This window comes from Planococcus sp. YIM B11945 (assembly GCF_050864155.1).
Classification (GTDB): Bacteria; Bacillota; Bacilli; order Bacillales_A; family Planococcaceae; genus Planococcus.
In genome coordinates, this window is the sequence record NZ_JBOZWR010000002.1 from 25046 (window position 1) to 49247 (window position 24202).

27 protein-coding genes are annotated in these 24202 nt (G+C 44.7%); 2 read left to right on the forward strand and 25 right to left on the reverse strand.

What is annotated here, in order from left to right; translation table 11 throughout:
* Positions 1 to 22: 22 nt before the first annotated feature.
* From odhB to ACRRQV_RS03715, 5 genes are all read right to left on the reverse strand, one after another.
* Positions 23 to 1291: a 2-oxoglutarate dehydrogenase complex dihydrolipoyllysine-residue succinyltransferase gene (gene odhB, locus ACRRQV_RS03695; RefSeq protein WP_432527808.1), complete on the reverse strand. Its 1269-nt coding sequence runs from the start codon at positions 1289 to 1291 to the stop codon at positions 23 to 25.
* 142 nt (positions 1292 to 1433) lie between these two features.
* Positions 1434 to 4250, reverse strand: coding sequence for a 2-oxoglutarate dehydrogenase E1 component (locus ACRRQV_RS03700; protein WP_432527810.1), 2817 nt, complete (start codon positions 4248 to 4250; stop codon positions 1434 to 1436).
* A 232-nt stretch (positions 4251 to 4482) separates the two neighbouring features.
* The gene (locus ACRRQV_RS03705) at positions 4483 to 6141 is read right to left on the reverse strand and encodes a sensor domain-containing diguanylate cyclase (protein ID WP_432527812.1); all 1659 of its coding nucleotides are present in this window, start codon (positions 6139 to 6141) and stop codon (positions 4483 to 4485) included.
* Positions 6142 to 6159: 18 nt separating this feature from the next.
* Positions 6160 to 7113, reverse strand: a complete 954-nt coding sequence (gene dapF, locus ACRRQV_RS03710; RefSeq protein ID WP_432527814.1) for a diaminopimelate epimerase — start codon at positions 7111 to 7113, stop codon at positions 6160 to 6162.
* Between the two features lie 48 nt (positions 7114 to 7161).
* Positions 7162 to 8250 (reverse strand): undecaprenyldiphospho-muramoylpentapeptide beta-N-acetylglucosaminyltransferase, encoded by a 1089-nt coding sequence (locus ACRRQV_RS03715; RefSeq protein WP_432527816.1) that lies wholly within the window; start codon positions 8248 to 8250, stop codon positions 7162 to 7164.
* Positions 8251 to 8380: 130 nt separating this feature from the next.
* Here ACRRQV_RS03715 and ACRRQV_RS03720 point away from each other — a divergent pair, with 130 nt between their 5' ends.
* Positions 8381 to 9730, forward strand: a complete 1350-nt coding sequence (locus ACRRQV_RS03720) for an MATE family efflux transporter (protein ID WP_432527818.1) — start codon at positions 8381 to 8383, stop codon at positions 9728 to 9730.
* A 62-nt stretch (positions 9731 to 9792) separates the two neighbouring features.
* Here ACRRQV_RS03720 and ACRRQV_RS03725 read toward each other — a convergent pair whose 3' ends face one another.
* The 17 genes from ACRRQV_RS03725 to ACRRQV_RS03805 all read right to left on the reverse strand — a co-directional run bounded on the left by ACRRQV_RS03725 (position 9793) and on the right by ACRRQV_RS03805 (position 21377).
* Positions 9793 to 9990: a hypothetical protein gene (locus tag ACRRQV_RS03725; RefSeq protein ID WP_432527820.1), complete on the reverse strand. Its 198-nt coding sequence runs from the start codon at positions 9988 to 9990 to the stop codon at positions 9793 to 9795.
* 144 nt (positions 9991 to 10134) lie between these two features.
* Positions 10135 to 10377, reverse strand: coding sequence for a hypothetical protein (locus ACRRQV_RS03730; RefSeq protein ID WP_432527822.1), 243 nt, complete (start codon positions 10375 to 10377; stop codon positions 10135 to 10137).
* On the reverse strand, positions 10374 to 11255 hold the full coding sequence (locus ACRRQV_RS03735) for a CobW family GTP-binding protein (RefSeq protein ID WP_432527824.1): 882 nt from the start codon (positions 11253 to 11255) through the stop codon (positions 10374 to 10376). The genes ACRRQV_RS03730 and ACRRQV_RS03735 overlap by 4 nt, the downstream gene beginning before the upstream one ends.
* 57 nt (positions 11256 to 11312) lie before the next feature.
* On the reverse strand, positions 11313 to 12827 hold the full coding sequence (locus ACRRQV_RS03740; protein WP_432528173.1) for a S41 family peptidase: 1515 nt from the start codon (positions 12825 to 12827) through the stop codon (positions 11313 to 11315).
* Positions 12828 to 12926: 99 nt separating this feature from the next.
* On the reverse strand, positions 12927 to 13628 hold the full coding sequence (gene deoD / locus ACRRQV_RS03745) for a purine-nucleoside phosphorylase (RefSeq protein ID WP_432527826.1): 702 nt from the start codon (positions 13626 to 13628) through the stop codon (positions 12927 to 12929).
* 63 nt (positions 13629 to 13691) lie between these two features.
* Positions 13692 to 13913: a YozE family protein gene (locus ACRRQV_RS03750; protein WP_432527828.1), complete on the reverse strand. Its 222-nt coding sequence runs from the start codon at positions 13911 to 13913 to the stop codon at positions 13692 to 13694.
* 54 nt (positions 13914 to 13967) lie between these two features.
* Positions 13968 to 14393 carry a peptide-methionine (R)-S-oxide reductase MsrB gene (msrB, locus tag ACRRQV_RS03755; RefSeq protein WP_432527830.1) on the reverse strand — a complete coding sequence of 142 codons (426 nt, stop codon included), beginning with the start codon at positions 14391 to 14393 and terminating at the stop codon, positions 13968 to 13970.
* Positions 14390 to 14920 carry a peptide-methionine (S)-S-oxide reductase MsrA gene (msrA, locus tag ACRRQV_RS03760; RefSeq protein ID WP_432527832.1) on the reverse strand — a complete coding sequence of 177 codons (531 nt, stop codon included), beginning with the start codon at positions 14918 to 14920 and terminating at the stop codon, positions 14390 to 14392. The genes msrB and msrA overlap by 4 nt, the downstream gene beginning before the upstream one ends.
* A 14-nt stretch (positions 14921 to 14934) precedes the next feature.
* Positions 14935 to 15510: a YpmS family protein gene (locus ACRRQV_RS03765; protein ID WP_432527834.1), complete on the reverse strand. Its 576-nt coding sequence runs from the start codon at positions 15508 to 15510 to the stop codon at positions 14935 to 14937.
* 12 nt (positions 15511 to 15522) lie between these two features.
* Complete coding sequence (locus tag ACRRQV_RS03770; RefSeq protein WP_432527836.1) at positions 15523 to 16320, reverse strand: GDSL-type esterase/lipase family protein; 798 nt, start codon at positions 16318 to 16320, stop codon at positions 15523 to 15525.
* 91 nt (positions 16321 to 16411) lie between these two features.
* A complete protein-coding gene (locus ACRRQV_RS03775) occupies positions 16412 to 17251 on the reverse strand; it encodes a DegV family protein (RefSeq protein WP_432527838.1) in 840 nt (279 codons plus the stop codon).
* Positions 17252 to 17337: 86 nt separating this feature from the next.
* Positions 17338 to 17823 carry a dihydrofolate reductase gene (locus ACRRQV_RS03780; protein WP_432527840.1) on the reverse strand — a complete coding sequence of 162 codons (486 nt, stop codon included), beginning with the start codon at positions 17821 to 17823 and terminating at the stop codon, positions 17338 to 17340.
* A 12-nt stretch (positions 17824 to 17835) separates the two neighbouring features.
* Positions 17836 to 18780, reverse strand: coding sequence for a thymidylate synthase (locus ACRRQV_RS03785; RefSeq protein WP_432527842.1), 945 nt, complete (start codon positions 18778 to 18780; stop codon positions 17836 to 17838).
* 71 nt (positions 18781 to 18851) lie between these two features.
* A complete protein-coding gene (locus ACRRQV_RS03790; protein ID WP_432527844.1) occupies positions 18852 to 19445 on the reverse strand; it encodes a YpjP family protein in 594 nt (197 codons plus the stop codon).
* A 248-nt stretch (positions 19446 to 19693) separates the two neighbouring features.
* Positions 19694 to 20482, reverse strand: coding sequence for a class I SAM-dependent methyltransferase (locus ACRRQV_RS03795; RefSeq protein WP_432527846.1), 789 nt, complete (start codon positions 20480 to 20482; stop codon positions 19694 to 19696).
* Positions 20482 to 20916 (reverse strand): BrxA/BrxB family bacilliredoxin, encoded by a 435-nt coding sequence (locus tag ACRRQV_RS03800; RefSeq protein WP_432528175.1) that lies wholly within the window; start codon positions 20914 to 20916, stop codon positions 20482 to 20484. Before ACRRQV_RS03800 ends, ACRRQV_RS03795 begins: the two co-directional genes overlap by 1 nt.
* Before the next feature lie 254 nt (positions 20917 to 21170).
* Positions 21171 to 21377 carry a hypothetical protein gene (locus ACRRQV_RS03805; protein ID WP_432527848.1) on the reverse strand — a complete coding sequence of 69 codons (207 nt, stop codon included), beginning with the start codon at positions 21375 to 21377 and terminating at the stop codon, positions 21171 to 21173.
* 469 nt (positions 21378 to 21846) lie between these two features.
* Between ACRRQV_RS03805 and ACRRQV_RS03810 the strand changes: the two genes are divergently transcribed.
* A complete protein-coding gene (locus ACRRQV_RS03810; RefSeq protein WP_432527850.1) occupies positions 21847 to 22242 on the forward strand; it encodes a hypothetical protein in 396 nt (131 codons plus the stop codon).
* A gap of 71 nt (positions 22243 to 22313) precedes the next feature.
* On the opposite strand, the gene ACRRQV_RS03815 is transcribed toward ACRRQV_RS03810, so the two are convergent.
* The 3 genes from ACRRQV_RS03815 to ACRRQV_RS03825 all read right to left on the reverse strand — a co-directional run bounded on the left by ACRRQV_RS03815 (position 22314) and on the right by ACRRQV_RS03825 (position 24200).
* Entirely contained in the window at positions 22314 to 22523 is a 210-nt protein-coding gene (locus ACRRQV_RS03815; RefSeq protein ID WP_432527852.1) for a hypothetical protein, read from the reverse strand.
* A gap of 86 nt (positions 22524 to 22609) precedes the next feature.
* Positions 22610 to 22921: a hypothetical protein gene (locus tag ACRRQV_RS03820; RefSeq protein WP_432527854.1), complete on the reverse strand. Its 312-nt coding sequence runs from the start codon at positions 22919 to 22921 to the stop codon at positions 22610 to 22612.
* Between the two features lie 148 nt (positions 22922 to 23069).
* Positions 23070 to 24200: a conserved virulence factor C family protein gene (locus ACRRQV_RS03825; RefSeq protein ID WP_432527856.1), complete on the reverse strand. Its 1131-nt coding sequence runs from the start codon at positions 24198 to 24200 to the stop codon at positions 23070 to 23072.
* Positions 24201 to 24202 lie beyond the last annotated feature (2 nt).

A 24202-nucleotide genomic window follows, 5' to 3' on the forward strand; every position in this document is an offset into this window, starting at 1 on the left:
GAGATGCTCGAAAATTTAATTCTTAAGACTCAAGAAGCAAGTCTTCTGGGTTTTCGATTAATTCTTTCACCATTTTCAAGAAGCCAACTGAATCGCTGCCATCAATAACGCGGTGGTCGTATGAAAGCGCCACATACATCATCGGACGGATTTCGATTGAATCTCCAATCGCAACGGGACGTTTTTGGATTGTGTGCATGCCCAAGATTCCAACTTGTGTGCCATTCAAAATCGGTGTAGACATTAAAGATCCAAATACACCACCGTTAGTGATCGTGAATGAACCGCCTGTCATGTCAGCGATTGACAATTTTTTGTCGCGCGCTTTTTTAGCAAGATCTGCGATGCTTGCTTCAATTTCAGCGAAGTTTTTCTTGTCAGTATCGCGAACGATTGGCACTACCAAGCCTTCTTCTGTTGAAACGGCAACACCTACATCGTAGAACTGTTTTAGCAAGACATCAGTGCCATCAAGTTCAGCGTTTACGTATGGGTATTTTTTAAGAGCAGCAGTAACGGCTTTTGTGAAGAACGACATAAAGCCGAGGCGCGTTCCGTCATGGTCTTGTTGGAATTTGTCTTTTTTGCGGCTGCGAAGTGCCATTACATTGGTCATGTCAATTTCGTTGAACGTTGTCAACATCGCTGTTGCTTGCTTTACTTCCAACAAACGTTTCGCAATGGTTTGGCGGCGTCTTGACATTTTTTCGCGGACAATGCGGCCGTTTTCTTCATCCGAAGAAGGAGCAGCAGCTTTTGGCGCCTCAGTTTTTGCAGGAGTACTTGCAGCCGCCGGTTTTGAACCGTGAGCTTCTACGTCTTGCACGCGGACGCGGCCCATTGGGTCAACTGGTGAAATCGCTGCAAGGTCGATGCCTTTTTCGCGCGCTAATTTGCGGGCTGCTGGGCTTGCAATTGTGCGGTCAGAAGATGTTTGTTCTTCGACTGCAGGATCTTTTCCAACAGGTTCCATTGTTGTTGGGGCTGTAGCTGTCGTAGCTGTTGCTTTAGCAGTTGGAGCTTCGGGTGCCGGAGCTGAACTAGGTGCAGATCCTGAGCCTGAACCAACGATGGCAATAACTTGCCCAACTTCTACCGTGTCGCCTTCTTGTGCCAAGTGTTCTTGTACAACACCTGCTTCTTCTGAAATGACTTCAACGTTTACTTTATCTGTTTCCAGTTCAACGATGAATTCGCCTTTTTCAACTGTTTCGCCTGGTTGCTTTAACCACTGAGCGATCGTTCCTTCTGTAATCGATTCCGCTAATTCAGGTACTTTAATTTCTGCCACAAAAAATTCCTCCTTAGGTTAACACACTTCCACACCCGCTGTTTCCCCGCTAAAAAGCAGGAAAACACCTGAGTGCAAAAGTCTGAATGGTTCTCACTGATGCATAGCCGGAATTGCTCCCGGCTATGCGCAGTTTTTCTATTTATGCTTGAGCCAATGCTCCATCGATGATCCGCGCTTGTTCTGCTTTGTGGGCTTCGCCGTCGCCTTCAGCTGGGCTTGAACGCTTGATGCGGCCGTGGTATTCCACTGGTTTGCCGTTTGCGATTTCGCGCAAATACGGTTCAGCGAATGTCCATGCCCCCATGTTTTGCGGTTCTTCTTGAACCCAAGCCAATTCTTTGGCATTAGGATAACGATCCACAATCGCTTGGATTTTTTCTTCTGGGAATGGATATAGCTGTTCAACGCGGACGATATGCGCCCACTCATAGCCAGCGCCGTCTTTAACTCGCTCAGCCAAGTCGATTGCCATTTTTCCGCTTGCGAAAAGGATGCGTTCAACTTTTTCTGTTTCATTGCCCATTCCCGGCTGTTCTAGAACCGTTTCGAAATGGCCTTCAGTCAAATCTTCTACATCCGCTCCGACCAATGGATGGCGAAGCAATGATTTCGGCGTTACGATGATCAATGGACGAATTCCCTCTTCTCCAAGCATTTTCGCTTGTCGGCGAAGAATGTGGAAATAGTTGGCTGCACTTGAGACATTGGCTACTGTCCAGTTGTTTTCGCCGCCCATTTGCAAGTAGCGTTCCAAGCGTGCGCTTGAGTGCTCCGGCCCTTGCCCTTCATAAGCATGCGGCAATAGCATGACCAATCCGGATTTTTGGCCCCATTTGGAATAGCTGGCAGAAATAAACTGGTCAAACATCATTTGAGCCATGTTTGCAAAGTCGCCGTATTGTGCTTCCCAAATGACGAGCGCTTTTTCATTTTCAACGTTATAGCCATATTCATAGCCAAGAATAGCTGCTTCGCTTAACGGGCTGTTGTAAACCACAAACGATGCCTTCGCATCTGAAATATGGTGAAGCGGCACTAGTTCTGCTCCGGTTTTGTCGTCGTGCAGCACAAGATGGCGGTGAGCGAACGTTCCGCGCTGCGCATCTTGTCCGGTTAAGCGGATCGGGTTGCCGTCTTGCAAGATGGCGCCAAATGCCAAAGTTTCAGCATGCGCCCAGTCGATTTTGCCTTTTCCGGCAAACGGTTCTTCGCGGCGTTTCAAAATGCGCGCCAATTTCGAGAACACGCTAAAGTCAGATGGCCAAGTCAGCAATTCTTCGTTCATTTTCGTTAACACGGCTTTGTCGACGCCAGTCGGCACTTCCGGGAATCCGTTTAAAACGGCTTCAGGAATCGTGCTGCTTGCGTGGTCATCCGAGCTGTTTTCTTTCACTCGGTCATAAGCCGCTTGCATTTCTTTTTGCGTATCCGCATCCAGCGCTTTTACGTCTTCTTCTGAAAGGATATTTTCAGCTGCCAATTGCTGCCCGTACAATTCACGAACCGTTAAGTGCTTGTGAATGCCATGGTACATCAAGGGGTTCGTAACCAGCGGCTCATCCATTTCGTTATGGCCGTAGCGGCGATAGCCGATCAAATCGATCAAAATGTCTTTGCCGAATTTCTCGCGGTATTCAAACGCCAAGCGAGCAACAGCTACTACCGATTCCGGATCATCTGCATTGACGTGGATGACTGGAATTTCATAGCCTTTTGCTGGATCTGAAGAATAATAAGTAGAACGCGAATCGTATTGTTCAGTCGTAAACCCAATCATGTTGTTGGCGATAATGTGGACGGATCCGCCAGTTTGGTAACCGCGGATTCGGCTGAAATTCAGTGTTTCCGTTACAACGCCTTGCCCCGGGAAAGCCGCGTCTCCGTGAATCAGAATCGCATACGCTTTCTTCGAATCAATCGGCGCCACGCCTTTTTGGTTGGTCAATTCTTGCGCTGCGCGGGTTTGTCCGGCAACGACCGGGCTGACAACTTCCAAATGGGAAGGGTTATAAGCGAGTTTGATAGTGGTTCCCGTTTGAGGCGAAGTGTAAGCCGCACCCATATGGTATTTCACATCGCCGAACCAGCCTTTGGTAATTTTCAACGAACCGTCTTCGGGAAGGAAAGCTTTGTCGCCGACATGCGCGAATCCAGCAAACATCATTTCATACGGTTTGTTCAATACGTGAGTAAGCACATTTAAACGACCGCGATGCGCCATCCCGATCATGATGTTCTCCGTACCTTCGGATTCAGACATGCGAACGAGTTCATCAATCAAAACGACCAGCGTATCAAGTCCTTCAATTGAAAAACGTTTTTGCCCGACAAATGTACGGTGTATAAATTTCTCAAACCCTTCAACATGCGTCAAAAGATTCAAAAGTTCTTTTTTCTTGTCTGCATCCAGTGCAGGCTTCACTTGCCCAGATTCAATTTTCGATTGAATCCAGCTGCGCTCCTGCGGCTGCACGATGTGTGCAAATTCATAAGCAACTTTGTCGGTATAAATCGAACGCAAATACGTAATGGCTTCTAATCCGTTTTTGATTTCGCTCGGAGCGTCTGGCAAAAGAATCGATACGGGCACATCTTTTAAATCCTGCTCCGTAATTCCATAGGCTGAAGGTTCCAAACGCGACGCATCTTTCGGACGGTCATTCAAAGGATAGATGTCCGAAGCAAAATGGCCATGTGAACGGATTGCGTCTGCAAGTTGGACCGCCGCCAAAACTTTGGCAAAATTGTTCGGAGCTACAGCCGGTACAGTGGAAGTTGTGGCAGGCTGTTCAGTTATTTCAAGTGGTGATCCATATTGTCTGAAAAGCTCAGCAAATTCCGGATCAATCAATTCCGGAGATTCCTGATAAATGTCATACATTTCCATTACATATCCAAGGTTGGGGCCAGTAATGGAACTCCATGGGGAGTTTGCATCTGAAAACTTGCTAGACATAAAAAAAACCTCCAACTATTTTTGCCTATTGGCATTTTTAACTATATAAGTCTTCTCTATTTTATCATGCATCCCGCTATACATAAAGCAGAAGGCGCTACAACAATGGAAGAACAAATTTCCATTTCAATCTTACTACTTCCAGTAGAAAAAACAATGCTTTTTCGTGAAAATATTCACATAACGGCAACTAAAGCGCTTTCATGATGAGAAAGGACGGAGAAACTGGATTTTACTTTTCTTCCATCCCGTCTTCAGAATAAAAGCAAACGAAATTTTTGCCCTTTGTTTTCGCTGCGTACAACGCATGATCCGCTTTTTTAACTAAGTCTTCCAAATTTTGTGCATCTGCCGGATAAATGGCTGCACCGATTGAAGTGGTCGGTGAAAAATGCACATCTGCTATTTTCCAGCCCTTTTTCAATTCCGCTTTTATGCGATCGATTATTGAGAGAATCTGTTCTTCTCCTGTTGTTGAGTTAATGCTCGGCAGCGCAATCAAAAACTCGTCGCCGCCCACACGTGCAGCTAGATCGTCTTTTCGTATGGCCATTTTTATAGCGTTGCTGAACTGGTGAATAAACTCATCACCGATATCATGCCCGTATTGATCGTTGACTTCTTTGAAATTGTCGCCGTCTAAAAAAAGCAGCGCAATCCATTCCCCTTTTTCATCCGCAGCGGTTTTCATTCGGCTGAATTCCTGCACCATGAAACGGCGGTTCGGCAAATTGGTCAAGCTGTCATGATACGCCATGAAATGCAGCTGTTCTTCAAGCCTTTTTCTGTCCGTGATATCGAACATGATTGACAGCAATTGGCCGACAGATCCTTCTGATTCCATTAGTGGAATGATAGTGCTATCCACCCAAAAATCACCCCCGGTTTTATTCGAACACTTCAGTTCTCCTCGCCAAATTTCGCCTTTCATGACTACCTCACGAATGTCATTAAATTGTCCATTTGAAATCATTGACTGGCCGATTTCCGAAATGTTCATGCCGAGCAATTCTTCTTTTTCATAGCCAGTGGTTCCTTTGAAATTATCGTTAATAAAATGGATGGCGCCTGAAGGCTTCCAAATGGCTACAAGCGCCGCAAAATTCAACGCTTCTTTGTAGCTGTTTAAAATATTTTCGGCTTTTTTGAGTTCTTCTTTCAGCTGAAGTTCATTGGTCAGTTCACGAAGAATAATATGATAAGCGCGGACTACACCATCTTGGCTAATTGGTGAATAACTGGCTGAAAATTTCCCCATCGTTCCATCGCCTTTTTTCCGGGAAATGACAGACGACGAGGTGCGCTTCGGTTCATAAACTTCCAACGTTTGCCGAATTGCTTCAAACGATTGCCGGTCGATAAGTGGGAGTTCCCGTGCAGAACGGCCCACCCACTCGTCTTTTCGAAGGCCGAATGTATACTCATAAGCCGGATTCATATCAAAAACTTTATAATCAGCAGTGATCATAATCATCGGGTCTACCGAATTTACGATAAGAGATTGATAGAACAAATAATCTTCCTCAATCTTTTTTTGTTTGGTGACGTTTTTCGAAACCGCTAGAATAAATTGTTCATCGTTGTAGCATAAAGGTTTTACGTCGGTTTCGATGGCAGCTGTAAATTCGCTGAATAAGCTGTGGTCTCGATACGTGTGGAGATGGCCGGAATCAAGTGCAATTTTGTAATGTTTTTTTATGTCGTGGGCAAGCAAGGGCGGCATGCTTTCGTCAACAGTCGTTCCAACCAATTGTTTTTGAAAAACCGGTCCACATGCAGGATTCACATAGACATATGAGAACGTATCTGCTGTTTGTTTCATGAAATACACTAAGTCTTCCACATCTCCATAGAGAATATCCAGTTGTTGTTTAGTAAATGGCCCTAACATTAGCATCTCTCTTTTCTGTCAAACAAATATATCTGAAACTGAAGATGTTTGTTCAATGAATTTCTCATACAGCAGCTGTTCTTCTGTTTCTTTTGCTGCCAAAAATTCGCTTTGATCGATTTCTTCTTTCCAATCAAACTCATGGACCGACAAAAACGTGGCATTGCCCGTCAGCAGCAGCTCAAAGCCGCTTTCTTTCTTCTCGACATAACATTGGACCATGCCGCCGGGATTATACACATAGACGTTGCCGAAAGGGACGACTCCGCTCAGGCAGCTGATCAAAGCAGAAGCCGTCATGGCCGTACCGCACGCATTGGTAAAGCCGACACCACGTTCAAACGTTTTGACGAAAATGCCTTCTGCTGCGGGGGTCACATAACTGACATTGACCCCGTCTGCGAAATACGGGTTTTCCCTATTAAACAATTCGGCCCATTTTTGCTGATGGCTGGAATCGGTTTGGTATTCAGCCGGAACAATGCCGATCAAGTGAGGATTCGGTACTGCAACCGCTGAAAACGGAATTTCCTCAGAGATAAACGGCAATGGTTTTAACAGCCATTGCTCGTTGTTTTCGTATGCCATTGGCAAATCGCTTAGTTGAAACGACACCGGTGAAATTTCCACTGCATAGCGCGCAATGCCGTCTTGCAAGGTCGTTTCTTTTTTCACTTTCAAAGCGGCTTTCATCGTTTCAATCACGCCTTCTTCGATTCCGTCCCGCTCACAAACATAGCGGGCGACGCAGCGAAGGCCATTGCCGCACATGGATGCTTCCGAACCGTCCCGGTTAAAAACCCTCATTTTGGCGTTTGCCGCATTTGATGGCAAAACGACCAATAAACCATCTGCTACTGGATCAAGTGCCGACAAACGCAAGGCCAACTGATCGTAGTCGGTGCGTTCCGGCCCATCGACCAAATAAAACAGGTTCATAGAGCCGTGTACTTTATGAAGAATTATTTCCATTGCCTTTCACCTCTTTTGTAAGCTGCATCTGCAATCTATTGCTCAAGATTATATTCCTTGGTTCTTTGTATGCGCAATGACAAGCCTCGCCATTTCGTAAGCGGTTTTTGGCGGTTCTGCCGCAGTCATGTTTTCAACAAGCAGTTCTTCGTCTGCCCGAAGCTGCTTCATTGCCTGCAAAAAGCGTTCAGGCGTCAGGTCTTCTTCTTCGACAACGTGAGCAAATCCTTGCTTTCGGAACAATTCCGCATTCAGCAATTGATCGCCGCGGCTTTTCAATTTTGATAACGGAATTAGCAGCATCGGTTTTTTCAATGCCAAAAATTCAAAAATGGAATTTGACCCCGCGCGCGATACGACAAAATCCGTCATGTGCAATAAATGCGAAAGTTCGGTTGTCACGTATTCAAATTGGCAATAATTTTGAAACACGTTTAGGGATTCATCCAAATTCCCTTTGCCGCACAAATGGATAATGTTGAATTGCGCCAATAGCGCTTGAAGATTTGTCCGAATCGCTTCGTTGATGACGGAAGATCCTTGGCTGCCTCCCATTATCATCAAAACAGGCAAATCGTTGTCAAAACGGCAAATTTCTCTGCCCTTTACGGCAGAACCATCCATCAGTTCGCTGCGGATAACTGAACCTGTGCACGTGGATTTTTCGCTTGGCACGTATTTGAGTGTTTCTTTAAAAACCGTGAAAATGTGGTCGGCAAACGGCATGGCAATTTTATTGGCTAATCCCGGAGTTACATCCGATTCGTGGATAATAACGGGAATGGACAACATTTTCCCTGCCATTGCTACCGGTACAGAAACAAAGCCGCCTTTTGAGAAAATCGCCGTTGGCTTGATTTTTCGCATAACGGCCAGAGCCTGCATAAGTCCTGCGCCTACCCGTAATGGATCAGAGAAATTCTTCATGGAAAAATAGCGGCGAAGTTTTCCGCTGGCAATGCCGTGATACGGAACTTCCGGAAAAGCGTCCGAAATCAATTCTTTTTCAATTCCATTTTTGGAACCAATATAGTGAACGTCGTAATCTAATAGTTTCAATTCCGGTATTAATGCCTGGTTTAACGAAACGTGTCCTGCTGTCCCGCCTCCAGTTAATAAAATCGTGCCTTTTTTCATTTCCTGCCCTACTCTCTCTTGATAAAAATTCTCTTTATAACCGATCCCGCTGAAGCATTCTTCAACCAGCAGTTTTCTATGCTATACTTATTTTTGTTTGTTTGAATGTTGAAATACTGGAGGATGGACTATGTACGAAACCGCTACAAAAAAAGGAAAAATGAACTTACTGTTAAAAATCGTCTTTCCGATTCTGGTCACCCAAGTCGCCATGTACTTGGTCACTTTTTTTGACATTTACATGACTGCCCGATACAGTACCACCGACTTAGCCGGCGTTTCAATCGGCTCTTCTTTTTGGATGCCTGTTTATATCGGCCTCGCCGGTATATTATTGTCCATCACCCCCATTGTAGCACAATTAATGGGCGCTAAGAAAAAAGATGACGTGAAAGAATCGGTACAGCAAGGCATTTATCTCGCCATTATGCTGGCTCTTGTGGTTTTTGCCTTTTTCTTTTTCGGCATCGAATTTCTGCTCAGTTTTATCTCGTTGGAACCGGCTGTCGCGGCTGTCGCCCACGATTACATTTTCGCCATGAGCCTCGGCCTTATCCCTTTATTTGTCTACAATGCTCTACGCTCTTATATTGATGCACTGGGTTCAACGCGTATCTCGATGGTGATTTCGTTGATGTCTGCGCCAATCAATGTATTCTTCAATTACTTGCTGATTTTTGGGAATTTCGGGTTTCCGGAACTTGGCGGTGCAGGGGCCGGTTATGCTTCTGCTTTAACTTACTGGATCATTTTAGCGATTGCCGTCGTCATCATCCACACTCAAAAACCGTTTAATGCCTTTCAGATTTTCCGGAAATGGCCGCGCCCTTCCTTCCGGCGCATCAAAGAAATCAGCATGATTGGCGTGCCGATCGGCATTTCCATTTTTGCAGAAACGAGCATTTTTTCCGCTGTCACGTTTATGATGAGCGAATACGGCACAAACACCATTTCTGCCCATCAAATCGCCCTCAACTTCACGTCATTGCTTTATATGCTGCCGCTCAGCATTTCGATGGGCGCGACCATTTTAGTCGGCTATGAAGTGGGAGCACAGCGCTTTCATGACGCCAAGCAGTACAGCTGGATCGCGGTTGGTTCGGCCATTCTCTTCAGTTTCGCGTCGGCCAGCATCTTGTATTTTATGCGCGATTCTATAGCGGCGCTGTATTCATCCGACCCGGCAGTAATAAACTTGACAGCACAGTTCCTTGTGTTCGCTGCACTTTTCCAAGTGTCAGATGCCATCCAAGCCCCTGTCCAAGGAGCGCTTCGCGGCTACAAGGACGTCAATATCACGTTTGTCATGGCGCTGATTTCATATTGGGTCATCGGGTTGCCGGTTGGCTATTTGCTGTCCAACACCACTGATTTTGGCCCGTTCGCTTTTTGGATCGGTTTGATTGCCGGACTGACGGCGGGGGCCTTTACGCTTTCGCTTCGCCTGTTAAGCATTCAAAAAAAGATTGCCCTTCGATGAAATATAAAAGGCCGCAAATTCGTTTGAATTTGCGGCCTTTTTTTATGATCCACTACATTTGATTAATAGCTTAGCGCTTTTTCGTATAGCCAAGTTTTTAAGTTGCCGACTGAAGGAAAGGAAATGGCTTCACCTGTTTTTTTGTTTTCTGCCCGAACAATCACATCAGCTTCGTTTGGAATGAACGACCAGCCTTCATTCATCAGTGCACGTGTCATTTTGATTACCATGCTTGACCCTTTTATCGATTCCATACTCATCGCTTCCAGCTCCTTTAGTGGTAGTATGCTGTTGCAAAAAAAGAAAACTGTTTTATAGTTAATTCTCGTATTACGGCTCTATTCCTCTTTTATTTTGCCCGTAAACCCTTAGAAGTGCCTAAATGGTGAACAATTAGAATGGTTTTAAGAACGATCTGCCATCTTTTCGTATAGCGCCTTGAGCTGCATTTTTTCTTCATCCGCCAACTCCGACTGTTCGATGCGGGCAAGGGCAAGTGCCAGTTTTTCCTGTTTGGATTTCCGGACGCGAGGATGCGTCAGTTCGTCATTCAGTTCAATAAGAATGTACGTTTCCAACTCTTCCATACTGGAAATTATATCAATAGCAGCTCTTTTCGGCCATAGCCGCTTGAACGATTCGATCATGGCAGCTCGACTCCTTCAATGCCTTCCCCGATGACCACAATTTGCGTCTGCATCTTCATGTATTCCGGCAGCCACTGCGCCATGCCGTAAGCAAATTGGAAAGCATGAGGAAAGCGGTCTCCTTCAAGCGGCACATAGCCCTTGATGCGGTAAACCGTTTCCGGCATCGAACGCAGCCATTCTTCAAACCGTTCTCTTTTGACCGGTTGTTCAAATTGCAGCACTTTTGTGTTCAAATTCAATTTGGCAGCCGGAGCTGCTTTTGTTTCCCCGTATTGCCGGGCCGAAATGTTTTGGAGCGCTTTGAACGGAACTTTCGAATTGACCGTTTGGATGATTTGCGCCGTGGGGTTGAGCGATTGGATTTCGTAGACCGTCTGCCCTTGCTCGCCGTCGGTCAGCAAATCCATTTTGTTTGCCAACACTAAGTCGGCATGGCGGATTTGTTCCAAAAACAGTGAACGGATTTGCGGAGGCAGTTGATTGCGGTCTTGCCAGCGTTTGCTGTCCGCTACCGTGACGATTCCTTTAAAATTCAATCGCTCTGCAAATAACGGAGAAAAAATAGCATCCAGCGCTTCTACGGGATGCGCTGCTCCTGTCGTTTCGATTAACAAAACATCAAAATCCTCTTCGGCTAAAAGCGTTTGGATTTGCGCTTCGGATTTTTCGGAACCCGAACAGCAAATGCAGCCATCAAGCAATTCTTTTAGCGGCACTTCGCCTTCCACTGCCTCTGAGTCAAATGCCAGTTTCCCAAGTTCATTCATGAAAACAGCTGGCTTTAGCCCCGCTTGCTTCACTTGTTTGATCACGTTTGTCAAAAGCGTCGTTTTCCCGCTTCCTAAAAATCCGCTTAGCAAATATACGTCTTTCATCCAATCACCTTTCTTTCTTGCATCGTAAGAAAAGGCCCGCATATGCGGACCTTCTCGTTATTCTTTCTTATCTTCTTCAGAAGCTTTGTCCGTTCCGGCTTGCTTGGAAACGACTTTATTCGCTTCGATAAGCATCGGATCATCTTTTTCGATCTTTTCACGAAGAGCGTTCATGACCGCAAACGAACTGTCGCCAGTTAATGTGCCCGTCTTTTCCAACTCTTCGTCTTCCTGGAACTTTTCAACAGCTGCTTTTAACTCTTCTTCAAAAACACCGTCTTCTTTGCCGACTTTATAGCCAAGTGCTTTCAACATTTTTTCAGCCGTCTGCACTTGTTCGGAAATGGTGCCTTCTTTCAGTTCAACAGATGAATCAAGAACTGGCAAGGATGCGTATTCCGGATAAGCGACTTTCACATCCGGCTCGATTCCTTTTTCATGAATCCAGTTGCCTTCAGGCGTTAGCCATTTGGCTGTCGTGAATTTCAAGTTAGAACCGTCCTTCATATCGCTTGCGGTTTGCACAGTGCCTTTACCGAACGATTTTTCGCCAATCAACTGTACGTTTGCAGATTCGCTCATCGCCCCGGCCAATATCTCAGAAGCGGAAGCACTGCCTCCGTCAATCAACAAAACAACCGGAACTTTGACTTTGTCTCCGCCCGAAGCTTTGTAAACTTCAGGTTCTTGGCCTTTTTCCTGCACTTCAAATAAATTTTTTCCTTCTTCAACAAAAAGGTTTGAAATATCAAGTGCAGATTTCAACAAGCCACCTGGATTTTGCCGCACATCAAGAACCATGGATTTCATGCCTTCTTTTTCCATATCTTCGATAGCTGACAGCAATTCTTCGTACGTATTTTCGGAGAAGCTTGTAATTTGGATATGTGCTACTTTATCTTTTTGCATTTCTGCATAAACCGTCTCAATCGGGATTTCGTCTCGAACGATCTCTATATCAATCGGCTCCGATTTTTCACCGCGCTGAATGGTTAATTTGACTTTTGTCCCTTTTTCCCCGCGAATCAGCATAACCGCTTCAGAAGAGCTAAAACCTTGGATGCTTTTGCCGTCAACCGCAATGATCAAGTCGTTCGGCAAAATACCCGCTGCTTCTGCTGGAGAATTTTTAATCGGGGAAACGACACCTACATAACCGTCACGTTCCTGCACTTCTGCTCCAATCCCTTGAAAGCTTGAAGAAATGCCTTCGTTAAATTGAGCCGCTTCTTCCTCATTCATATAATCGGAATAAGGGTCGCCAAGCGCTTCAATCATGCCGTTGATGGCTCCATTGATCAATTCATCGCTTTCAAAGTCCTCGTAATATTTCGTTTCCAACTCATCATATGCAGCATAAAGCTTTTGGAATTCTTGCCGTTCCGGCGAATTGACCACAACCGCTTTATCGTCCCCAAAAGTCAATGCGAAAACTGTAACCCCGGCCGTCACGAGTATGACGGTAAATACCAGCATAATAAAAGAGAACGTCTTCATCCGAATAAAGGCGGAAGGCGTTTCTTCTACCGGCGGAATTTGTCCCTGATTTTCATCAGGACGCTTTTCATCCATTTCTTTCACCACTTTCATATTGCCTCTTATAGCTGTATGGGTCTTATCAAAAGGCTGGGCATTAAAAGAAAAAGACTGTCTGGACAGTCTTTTTTAAGTTTATTGAATAGCTGCATCCAAAGCGACTACGATCATGTCGTTGAATGTTGTTTGGCGCTCTTCAGCAGTTGTTACTTCACCAGTCAGCAAATGATCGCTCACAGTAAGAATAGACAACGCCTGGCGGCCGAATTTGGCAGCTAATGTGTAAAGTGCAGCAGATTCCATTTCAAGGCCAAGAACGCCGTATTGTGCCCATTTTTCATGTTCAGCAAATTCGTTGTAGAACACGTCTTCTGTAAACACGTTTCCGACACGCAATTTCAAGCCTTTTTCAATTCCTGCATTGTATGCTTTCAACAATAGATCGAAATCAGCTGTTGGCGCGTATGACACTCCGTTGAAAATGAATTCATTCATTTTCGAGTTTGTAGAAGCGCTTTGAGCGATGATAACATCGCGCAATTGCACGTCTTTGTGGATTGAACCGCAAGTGCCGACGCGGATTAATTTTTGCACATCGTACTCCTGCATCAATTCAGTTACGTAGATGGAAATAGATGGTACTCCCATGCCTGTCCCTTGAACTGAAATGCGTTTGCCTTTGTATGTACCTGTGTATCCGAACATATTGCGCACTTCGTTGTAGCACGTTACATCTTCCAAAAACGTTTCCGCGATATATTTCGCGCGAAGCGGATCTCCAGGAAGTAGAATTGTGTCGGCGATTTCGCCTTTTTTTGCATTGATATGAACGCTCATTTAAAAACCTCACTTTATTTTAGTCGATATTATCATACTGTTTTTTAACCTTTAGTGCAATGACTAGCCTATTTGCCCTTGATAATCTTGCCACATTTCATCGAATGTGGAAGCTTTCATGACAGGATGGGCTTTTTCTTCGATGTAGCGTGAGAGCATTTCAAAATCTTTGGATGCTTTCGGAAAACTCGGATCCAAAAACATGGCATCCGCAAAACGGGAAAAATCATCCGCATGAAGTTTGCCGCGGTAATTTAATGCAAAATGATAAAATGAACGATCCATAAAAAACTCCTTTCTTATGCGAATAAAAACCCGGACAATAGTCCGGGCCATTGGTTATTCAAACAATTGTTTGTATTCGGATAAGCCTTCTGCATCCAATTGATCTTTTGGAACAAAACGAAGCGACGCTGAATTGATGCAATAACGCAAGCCTCCGAGCGATGATGGCCCGTCCGGGAACAAATGCCCCAAATGGGAATCTGCGGTTGCCGAACGCACTTCAGTGCGCCGCATCCCGTGGCTCGTGTCGAGGTTTTCTTTCACCTCTGCAGTTTCTAGCGGCTTCGAAAAACTTGGCCAGCCGCAATGTGCATCAAATTTGTCTTTTGAGCTGAATAATGGTTTACCGGAAACGATATCCACGTAAATCCCGTCTTCAAAATGCTGGTCGTATTCGCCTTGGAAAGGCGGCTCAGTGCCGTTTTCTTGAGTCACATGGTATTGCATCGGCGTTAACTTTTCTTTTAACTCTTCTTTCATTGTGCCCCACCCCAGTTCTTTTCGATAAATCCTGCTCTTCCTGAACCAACTGAATACCGGTTGTAATGAGCAGGGTTTTTCTTATAGTAATCCTGATGGTATTCTTCTGCCAAATAAAACGGCTTCGCTTCAAGAATTTTGGTTGCTACCGGTTTGGCAAACTTTCCGGAATTGTCCATATCTTGCTTGGATTTTTCTGCTGCCAACCGCTGTTCTTCCGTATGATAGAAAATGGCAGTCGCGTATGACGATCCCCGGTCAAAAAATTGGCCGCCATCATCTGTCGGATCGATTTGGGTCCAAAAGACATCCAGCATTTTTTCATATGGAAAAATGTCGGGCTGGAATGTGATTTGCACCGCTTCCACATGTCCCGTAGCGTTCGAACACACCTGTTCATAAGTAGGATTCGGCAAATCGCCGCCCGTATAGCCGCTGACTACTTTTTCGATGCCCGGCAGCGTATCAAACGGCTTGACCATGCACCAGAAACAGCCGCCTGCAAATGTCGCTTTTTCAGTATTCATGTTCTCACACATCCTTAAGGTTGGATTATCACTTCTAGCCGAATATCGTTTTCTTTCAGATTGAACGACTCGGCACGAACAAAAATGCCTTCTTCAAGCGGGATATCGGTCAGCCGGAGAAGAATCTCTTCTTGTGCCGGCCGCACTTCCATAAATTCCGGAAGTTTCACCGAATCTCTTAATAACTTTAACGCAGATTCAGGTGGAATAGCCAGCATGCCGATTTCCACCGATTGCTGTTTGAGCAATAAATTGCCATCTTCTTGAACAAACGGATCGAATTTCAACAAAATGGGCAAAGTTTGTGAAAAAACCGTCAGTTGAGTGGACAAATTGACTTCTTCGTCGATGGAAAGCGTCAATGGAATCGGTTGATCCGCCATTTCCCGCTGGATATACGTATTGGCGATGCCTTCAAAATCTTCTTTTGTTGTCCGTACCGTTAAGGAATTTCCTTCTATTTGATCTCTTTGCCCTGCTCCAAACACGCTGTAGCTGTTTGCCGGCGTGGTTACATAGAAAAAAAAGCCGATTAATGCCAGCAAATTAACCGCCAGCAGTGCAAAAAAAGCAAGCCGCCATTTTTTCATTGCGCCACCCCTTTATGATTGATAGTTGAATCCGCACGCTTCCATGCTATCGAGAATACGGCTGGTCATCAGTTCGTAGCCTTTACTGTTCGGATGAAAAAAATCCGTATGGTAAACCAAGTTTTCGTTGCCGATAAACAAATCGCTGACCGGCACAAAACAAGCTTGCGGATCTTGTTCAGCTACTTCTTCCATTGCTTCATTGTAAGAAGCCACAATATCATCAAATTCCTGCACGTCCCGCGTGATTAACGAAAACGGATTATATATGCCAAGCACCACAATCGGGACGGTCGGATTAATGGCACGGATGGATGAGAAAATGTTTTGGTAGCGATTTTCATACAATACCAGTTCATCGGCAAATGCTTGAGTATTCAATGAAAACAAATCCCGTTTCACAATTCGCATGATGTCATTTCCACCAATTGTCATCATCACATAATCCGCTTCGGCCACCGGCCCGGTCAATTCCCCTTGCTGAAACATGGCCAACAATTGATCGCTTCGACGCCCTCGTTTTGCTGTGTTTTCAATGGCCGTCCCGCGCACGCCGGGCCAATTGTTCATTTCCGAAGACAGCCTGCCCACATAACCGCCTAAATTTTCTTCATCTCCAACACCTTGCGACAGTGAATCGCCGATTGCCGTTACATGAAGCGCTTGAGGAATAAAATTCGGAGGAATGTGGTAACTGCTAAAGGATGACGGAACTCTCGGTTCTGCCTCATCATTGCCAAAAATGAAAGAAGAGCTGCATCCAGTTAATATACCCATGGCCAAAACTGCAATAAACAGGATGCGTTTCAAATCAGTCTCTCCTTTTTGCTGCGGCTTTGTTTTGTTTCCGTGCTGGAATAGACGAATGCAAACAAAGCCTTTACTCGTTGAATGGTTTTAGTTAATCCGTATAATACATAAAACCGATTGCTCCGCTTCCGGTATGCGTAGTTATAATCGGTGTGGTGAAATCGAATTTTATGTTTTCGTGCCCAGCTGCCTTTAATTGTTCGCGAAGCGGATCAGCCATTGCCCAGCCGCCTGCATGCGCAATGCCAATTCCTTTGACGGTTTTGCCGGCCGTTTTTTCCGTAAATTCATTCATTAAATACTGAACCACCTGTTTATGGCTTCTCGCTTTTGCGACCGGCGTATATTCGCCATTATCCAATGAAGCGATGGGCTTGATCTTTAAAAACGATCCAAGCATGGCACGCCCTTTGCCGATGCGGCCGCCTTTCACCAGATTCTCGAGGGTATCGACCACGACAAACAATTTGGTCTTTTCACGAATATCATCTAGTTTGGCGATGATTTCTTCAAGGGATTTGCCGGCTTGAGCCATAGTGGCAGCTTCTATTACTTGGAAACTTAACGCATGGGTAATATAGCGGGAATCGATGACCGTTACGTCGGTCTCTGTCAATTCCGCGGCCGTTCGGGCAGACTCGACCGTCCCGCTCATGCCGCCCGTCATATGAATGGACAAGACCTTGTCGCCGTTTTTCCCTAATTCATCGTACAATTCCTTGAATACTCCAGGCGCCGGCTGCGAACTTTTTGGCAGTTCCGAAGCATTTTTCATCAACTCTAAAAACGATTCAGGTTCCAAGTCTACCCGGTCCAAATACGTTTTCCCTTCAATTTGAATCGTCAGCGGCACTACATGCAAATTATAGCGGCTGCTGACCTCATCTTTTAAATCAGCTGTTGAATCCGTTACAATGTGTATCTTCGACATGACATCACTTCCTTTTCTTCCATACTCTATTTTAAAAATTTTGTCCAATAACCGCAACTGAAGCGGTTTTTAAGTTAAGTCGTCTATTAGCTATTTTTCCGGCGGTCGTAGACCAAATAAGAAAACGGAATGCCATTGGAATCAAATTCTTCTGATTCGGAAACAAGCTCCCATTCGCTTCCATATTCCGGGAAAAAGGTATCGCCGTCAAACGGTTTTTGGATCAGCGTAATATACAAGCGGTCAGCGTGCGGCAGCACATAGCGGAAAATCTGTTCGCCGCCTATGACCATCACTTCTTCGTGCATTTCTTCTGCCAGCTTTACCGCTTCTTCAATCGTATGGACCACATCAGCTCCGTCTGCCCGGTAGCTGGTATTTCGGGTGACGACAATATTGCGGCGCTTCGGCAACGGGCGGCCAATCGATTCAAACGTATTGCGTCCCATTACCATACCTTTGCCGATGGTATGTTTTTTAAAATAAGCCAAATCCTCCGGTATGTGCCACGGCAATTGGTTGTCTTTGCCGATGACCCGGTTCGGATCGTGCGCGACCATTAACGAAATCATTCAACTTCCTCCTTAAACTGCAACAGGTGCTTTAATCCTCGGGTGCGGATCATAGCCTTCAACTGTAATGTCCGCTACTGATAGGTCAAAAATCGAAGAAACTTCTTCGTTGATTTTCAGCGTCGGCAATGGCTTCGGCTTTCGCGCCAATTGCTCTTGCACTTGATCCAAATGGTTCGTGTAAAGGTGAGTATCGCCAGTCGTGTGAACAAACTCGCCCACCCCGAGGCCGCATTCGCGCGCGACCAAATGCGTCAAAAGTGCATAGGAAGCGATATTGAAAGGCACGCCTAAAAATACGTCGGCGCTTCTTTGGTACAACTGGCACGATAATTTGCCGTCAGCCACATAAAATTGGAACATGGTGTGGCAAGGCGGCAGCGCCATATCATCAACAAATTCCGGGTTCCACGCCGTTACCAAATGGCGTCTGGAATCCGGATTGGTTTTGATGGCTTCGATGACGTTTTTTAATTGGTCGATCGTCCCTCCCGTTGTTGTAGACCACGAGCGCCATTGCTTGCCGTATACGGGTCCAAGGTCGCCGTATTTTTCGGCAAATTCATTGTCGCTTAAAATCTTCTCTTGGAATAGTTTCATTTGTTGTTGATAGATTTCCGCAAACTCTTCATCTTCTTGTGCACGTCTGCCGAAATCCGCCATATCCGGGCCGATGTAGTCTTCGCTTTCGATCCACTGGGCAAATGCCCACTCGTCCCAAATGTGGTTGTTTTCCGCAAGAAGCGCCCGAACATTGGTGTCACCTTTAATAAACCACAACAATTCCGAAACAATCAAACGGAACGCTGTTTTTTTGGTAGTCATTAACGGAAACCCATCGTTTAAGTTATAGCGCATTTGATACCCGAAGACACTTAACGTTCCGGTTCCCGTACGGTCTTCTTTTTTGGCGCCATTATGTAAAATATGCTGACAAAGATCTAAATACTGTTTCATCAAATTCGCCTCCATTATTGTTTTATCATAACAAAAAATCAAATAAAAAAACCGTTATAAACATAACGGTTTCAGGATAGCCATTTTGGAGGAGTGTCTTTCGACCAGTAAATATCTCCAATAGCAAAGTGCTTTTGGAATTGATCTTCTGCCAAGTGGTAATGAAAATTAAAGTAATAGCCTTCCATCGGCTTTTTTTCGGTTCTTACATGAAAGCGGATCGCATCTTTATTAGTTTCGGTGTCGAAAATGTGAAAAATCTTTTCTGAATAATCGCCGGCCGGCCGTTCACTGATTGCTAATTTGTTTAATTTCTCGCGGCCAAGACCGGATAAGTGCATATCAATCGCTTGTTGGATATTCGGCAATATCGCCGTTTGGAATTCATTTTCGATCACCGGGCCAATCCGGGAACCGAATTTCACATAGGCTTGTTCTTCGGCCAGCGTATGCAAAAGATTTAAGGCCGTCTGACCGGTATCGTAAAACTCGCTCGGGTCTACCCATTCATATGTATAATCTTTATATTCGTTGCCGGATTCATGGGATTTAGGCGTTCCTTTTTCATCAAGAAGTGTTTCCCAAATGGTATGGTTCGGTGTAATGGCGCCTAATGTTAAAACGGCAACTCCAACCATTAATGATTTTGTCCACCAGCTTTTCATCTAATCACCCTCATTTATGAACATTTTCGAAATTTACACTGCTATTTTAGACGAATTTCTACGCTAAAGGTTTCTTCTTCTTGTAATTCATTGTACAATAAAGTTATTCATTTAGCTCTGCTTTTTCGAAAAAGGAGGAAATTTTCTTGGATACTTCATTATTGATCGGCCTAGGTATGCTGGGCATGCTTGCATACTTGGTTTCATTAAACTTTACAGATTAATGCGTTAATGCACAAAAACTTCCTTTACAGGAAGTTTTTTTTGTTGGCTTTAATGGCCCCATAATGAAATTTCGTATTTGGGCGCACGCGCCGCTCAAAACCAAACCGCTCAAAATCCTGAGAACGGAAATGGGCTTTCAAGACGACACTTTTCCGGGCGACCCGTCTTGCTTCCGCTACCCATCGCTCGGTCAACTGTCCATAGTTTGCTGCAGCCCGGATCGGCGAAAAATTCGAGGCTTCTGTTATCTCTTCTGTAAACATGGGATCCATGTAAACAACATCCGCCGAGTTGTCAGGCAAAGCTGCCAAATAATCCTCCGCAATCCCACCGATCACCTGGATGCGCTTCATCGCTTCCGTTAAATGAGGCATTGCACCGTACTGCGCTAAACCGTTTTGAATTACATAAGCTATGATAGCGTGTGCTTCACAGCCAATTACACTTCCCCGTTCTCCAACTCGCTGCGATGCCACGATAGCATCTGAAGCCATGCCAAGCGTGCAGTCCAGAAAACGGTCGCCCGGCTGAAGACCTGAGATTTCGATAAGCGGATCTTGTTCCAGCGGCCGTTTGGTGCGAAACGCAGAAGAATTTGGATGAAAAAAGAACGGCTCGATTTTACCCAAGGGATAAAATTCAAGGCGTTCTTTTGCAGCTACCAACACATCGGCGTTAAACGCTTCGTGCAATTTGCCGACAGCTTGTTTGTTGCGCCGCACAAACGGAATACCGAGTTCAATAGAAATACGTGCAGCTTGCGCCTCGGTTTTTGCAGTTGGCCGATAAGCCGTAGTTACAACGGTGGCCATTATTCCGAAACCCGCTCCAGCACTTGAGCTAAATGGTCGCGGATTTGTTCAAGCGGATAGCCTTCAATCTGTTCGCGCGGAATAAAATAAGCCAATTGGCCGTCTTTTAACACCGCTACAGACGGAGAAGATGGCGGAATTTCTTCAAAATAATTGCGCATCTGCGCTGTCGCTTCTTTGTCTTGCCCGGCAAATACCGTCACCAGGTGGTCAGGTTTTGCATCCGTTTGTTTAAGTGCATCGATCACTGCCGGGCGTGCAAGCCCTGCCGCGCAGCCGCAGACGGAATTGATGACAACCAGGCTAACGCCTTCTGTTTCACTCATATGTTCATTGACTTCTTCAGCCGTCTTTAATTCTTTGAATCCTTCATTTGTTAATTGCTCGCGCATCGGAGCTACGATGCCTTTCATGTACTCGTCATAAGCGTTCATGGTTTCGCCTTCTTTCATTGGATTACTGAGTTTGCTTGCTAGCATTTCTTCTCTGTTATTCTAACCCACCTCCAGTGCTTATTCCTACTAATTCGTTTTAAATTTGGGTTTCTTCTATTAATTCCATTTGCCTTTACGGTCTTTTCTTATCCAAAACTAAAAACAGCAGCTTCAGAATTTTATACATACGAAAAACCTGCATAGAAGTGAATTCTATACAGGCCTTTATTTTTTATTCATTTATTTCACCGCCATTAAGATGACTTTAATAGCGAGATATGTATACCCTCAACATGTGGAGGACGAAGAACGATTGATTTTTCACATTCTTCATATGTATATTCTTTTAGAAACTCTTCAACGTCCAAAGGATGTTCAATTTCCGTTTCTCTAATGATTTCTCGTGCAATCAAATAGCTCCTTGTTGCACTAAGCATTTTTCCATCGATCGTAATTTTCACGTGACTACCCCCTTAACAATAATTATAGATTAACATACTTTTTTGTCATAGAAACGCATATATTGGACTAATAATTATATAAATATATTTAACTTTTCATAAATTCCTAGTCATTTGTCATTTTATCCTGATTCTTTTTACCCGCTTTCATTTTCAGGTCATTTTACTTTTATAAGCATAATCGTGACCATTTATAAGTTTTTTTAATAATTGCCATTAGAACTTTTGGCACAGTCCTCAAAAAGCCTCTTCGAGAAAATTATATATTCAATTATTTCTAAAGCATAATCTATTTAGACTTTAGTTCTAGACAAAGTTATACAAAACAGTTTTACATGGTGTCCCTAGTTTTCCATTTCGTTTAAATGGTCCAAATTGAGGGAACGATTACCTGTAAGGATGATCGTTTGCCCTTTTGGGCTGGCGGCCAGATGAAAGAATTTCGTAGACCAGGAAGGAGATGCTGGAATTGGGAAATATGCAAGAAACCATTAACGTATTGAGAATAGCTTTAGAAGGGGATTTTGGGAATGACAACTCGTTGTCTTTTATCACCCCGGCCGGAATTTACTTTGGGAAACTTCTTACAATCAAAGAAGAAACACGTGAAGCAACCACAGCCGATGAAGTGGTGCCAATCAATTATTCAAAAGCCAATTTCTACACGAAAAAAGACATGAGAAAAGAAGACAATGATTTTATTAAAGAACTTGATTTTAATGAAACGATTTTGTTGGAAGACGTGAAATTCAAAAGCGGAAAAACTGTCAACCATATGAAGCATGCAGTACTAAACGTCAATCAAATCATCTCGGTCCAACTCGTTTCCAACCATTCGATCGATGATGTATTGAAAAATTATTAACTTTAATTAAACTAAAAACCCCATCGCTAAAGCGATGGGGTTTTTAGTTTAGTGAAGGTTCCGCAGAACGTTTACCATCGAAAGAGCAGCTCGATCGATTTTAAATCTTTCACTATCTTTTTTTCATTGGTTGACTCTGATACCAATACCATTTCGGGATCGCTAAATTTGGTTTTGAAAAGGTCAGCTACTTCTTCGGCATCCACCTGAACATCTACTTCTTCTCCGCCCCATGTATCTCCGTCCTTGAAATGATATAGCACATTGAATTTCTTCGGCATTATAGCCCCCCTTTCCTTCTCACTTGATTTATTCGGCAATGTTGGCTCCATTTCCTGCTAAAACGAAAACTGCACAGGAATTCACATTAGGAAATGCTTTTTTTCTGTTTATTGTAGGCATCGTTAATGAAACTCAACATTTCTCCGAACAGATCATAATCATACCATTCAAACGGCACATGTTGGGAAACTTCGTTTTCTCCTTTGATTTGCAGGTTAGTCGCGCTCAACTGCACGATTTTAGCGTCGTCCACTTTGTTCCGGTCTTGAATTTCTTTTCCTGCATATCTTTCTTTTATCATGTTAAAAAATGAATCCCGCTCCGATTCGTTTTTAAAATCCCACGATTCGTATTTTCCTTGATGAAGCAGTTCGATGCTGTAAAGATTCGCTTCCATAATGTTGCACCTCCGATTCTTTCTTGTTGCTGCCATGGATCGTGAATATGGGTTTATGGAAGTTTACCTCTTTCTGCATCCGGAGAAACCTATTGTTTTTTATTTTTCCCAAAAACAAAGCCAGCGGTTCGCCCGCTGGCTTTGTGGTTTATTCTTCTTTCATCGCTTGGCGGGCTTCGGTCATTTGTTTCCAGACCGAGCCTTTTGCGTCTTCGCCTTGTTCGATGCGGGCAATCGCCATTTTTATTTGCAGTTTCACTTCAAATTCCGGATCATCTTGTGCCGCTTTTAAAGCCGGCAGCGAAGCGTCGGTACCGGTTTCGTACAAAAACATGGCTGCTCTCCAGCGGACCAGCTTGTTTTTGTCTTTCAGCGTTTCCATCATGACCGGTTCGAATTCCAGGAATCCAAGATCGCTGATCGCGTCCCCGGCGGTTCTTCGGACGGCCCAGCTTTTGTCTTTCATCGCCCGTTCCATATATGGAACGACCGCCTTGTCTTTGATATCGCCAAGGAAAATCGTCGCTTGCCGGCGGATGGACATTTTTTCATCATCCAGCGCTTTTGATAACAGCGGCAAATCGTCGAGTTCGCCTTCGTTCATTTGTTCAAGCAGCTGGAAGCGCGTTTCCCAATCCGGCACGTCAAATTCTTCGGCTGACACTTTTCGCCCGCGCTGAATCGTCTCCGAATGCTCGGAATGGTTTTTCTCCAACATGCCACTCAACCGGCTCTCTGGATAAGCCGCTTCCAGTTCTTCCACGACGCTTTGGCCGATTTCTTCTTTTTCGCCGTAGCGGACGCCATAATCTGCCCATTTGCGCTGCAACAAGTAGTTTTCTTCTGTTGGGTCCATAACCGCACTCATTGCTTTTGTGAAGCGCTCCGGCATCGCAAAGCGCTTCTCAGTGGCGTTGTCGAATACTTTCACTTGCAGCGGTATGCCTTTAAATTGCTGTACATGCACGTACACTTCTCCAAAATGCTCGTCGATTTGAATTTCTTCGTTTGTATGATTGTTGTCTTCGCCAAAAACTTGACGGACTTCAGCTAAAATCGTTTCCCAGTCGAATTTGGCGACGCGTTCAACCGCCAAAAAATCCGCGACGTGATAAACGCCTTTGACACCTTGGATTGCCATGATTTTTTGAATTTCTTTTGGGGCACCGTCCAAATTGCCGGTGTTGTAGTTGTGGCTTTTGCCAAACGGCAATTCCTGGTCGATAATGACTTTCATCGTATTCGGGCTTGGAGTCGGTTCAATTGTCTTAATGTGCACAA

Excerpts from the sequence above, each read along its gene's own strand:
- msrA (WP_432527832.1), bottom strand. The coding sequence starts at position 14,920 with ATGAATACTGAAAAAGCGACATTTGCAGGCGGCTGTTTCTGGTGCATG.
- ACRRQV_RS03765 (WP_432527834.1), bottom strand. The coding sequence starts at position 15,510 with ATGAAAAAATGGCGGCTTGCTTTTTTTGCACTGCTGGCGGTTAATTTG.
- ACRRQV_RS03705 (WP_432527812.1), bottom strand. The coding sequence starts at position 6,141 with ATGTTAGGGCCATTTACTAAACAACAACTGGATATTCTCTATGGAGAT.
- dapF (WP_432527814.1), bottom strand. The coding sequence starts at position 7,113 with ATGGAAATAATTCTTCATAAAGTACACGGCTCTATGAACCTGTTTTAT.
- ACRRQV_RS03740 (WP_432528173.1), bottom strand. The coding sequence starts at position 12,827 with ATGGATGAAAAGCGTCCTGATGAAAATCAGGGACAAATTCCGCCGGTA.
- ACRRQV_RS03800 (WP_432528175.1), bottom strand. The coding sequence starts at position 20,916 with ATGAACGCTTATGACGAGTACATGAAAGGCATCGTAGCTCCGATGCGC.
- ACRRQV_RS03720 (WP_432527818.1), top strand. The coding sequence starts at position 8,381 with ATGTACGAAACCGCTACAAAAAAAGGAAAAATGAACTTACTGTTAAAA.
- ACRRQV_RS03715 (WP_432527816.1), bottom strand. The coding sequence starts at position 8,250 with ATGAAAAAAGGCACGATTTTATTAACTGGAGGCGGGACAGCAGGACAC.
- deoD (WP_432527826.1), bottom strand. The coding sequence starts at position 13,628 with ATGAGCGTTCATATCAATGCAAAAAAAGGCGAAATCGCCGACACAATT.
- ACRRQV_RS03780 (WP_432527840.1), bottom strand. The coding sequence starts at position 17,823 with ATGATTTCGTTAATGGTCGCGCACGATCCGAACCGGGTCATCGGCAAA.
- ACRRQV_RS03730 (WP_432527822.1), bottom strand. The coding sequence starts at position 10,377 with ATGATCGAATCGTTCAAGCGGCTATGGCCGAAAAGAGCTGCTATTGAT.
- ACRRQV_RS03785 (WP_432527842.1), bottom strand. The coding sequence starts at position 18,780 with ATGAAACAGTATTTAGATCTTTGTCAGCATATTTTACATAATGGCGCC.
- ACRRQV_RS03750 (WP_432527828.1), bottom strand. The coding sequence starts at position 13,913 with ATGGATCGTTCATTTTATCATTTTGCATTAAATTACCGCGGCAAACTT.
- ACRRQV_RS03725 (WP_432527820.1), bottom strand. The coding sequence starts at position 9,990 with ATGAGTATGGAATCGATAAAAGGGTCAAGCATGGTAATCAAAATGACA.
- msrB (WP_432527830.1), bottom strand. The coding sequence starts at position 14,393 with ATGAAAGAAGAGTTAAAAGAAAAGTTAACGCCGATGCAATACCATGTG.
- ACRRQV_RS03815 (WP_432527852.1), bottom strand. The coding sequence starts at position 22,523 with ATGCCGAAGAAATTCAATGTGCTATATCATTTCAAGGACGGAGATACA.
- ACRRQV_RS03795 (WP_432527846.1), bottom strand. The coding sequence starts at position 20,482 with ATGGCCACCGTTGTAACTACGGCTTATCGGCCAACTGCAAAAACCGAG.
- ACRRQV_RS03775 (WP_432527838.1), bottom strand. The coding sequence starts at position 17,251 with ATGTCGAAGATACACATTGTAACGGATTCAACAGCTGATTTAAAAGAT.
- ACRRQV_RS03820 (WP_432527854.1), bottom strand. The coding sequence starts at position 22,921 with ATGGAAGCGAATCTTTACAGCATCGAACTGCTTCATCAAGGAAAATAC.
- ACRRQV_RS03735 (WP_432527824.1), bottom strand. The coding sequence starts at position 11,255 with ATGAAAGACGTATATTTGCTAAGCGGATTTTTAGGAAGCGGGAAAACG.
- ACRRQV_RS03790 (WP_432527844.1), bottom strand. The coding sequence starts at position 19,445 with ATGAAAAGCTGGTGGACAAAATCATTAATGGTTGGAGTTGCCGTTTTA.
- ACRRQV_RS03700 (WP_432527810.1), bottom strand. The coding sequence starts at position 4,250 with ATGTCTAGCAAGTTTTCAGATGCAAACTCCCCATGGAGTTCCATTACT.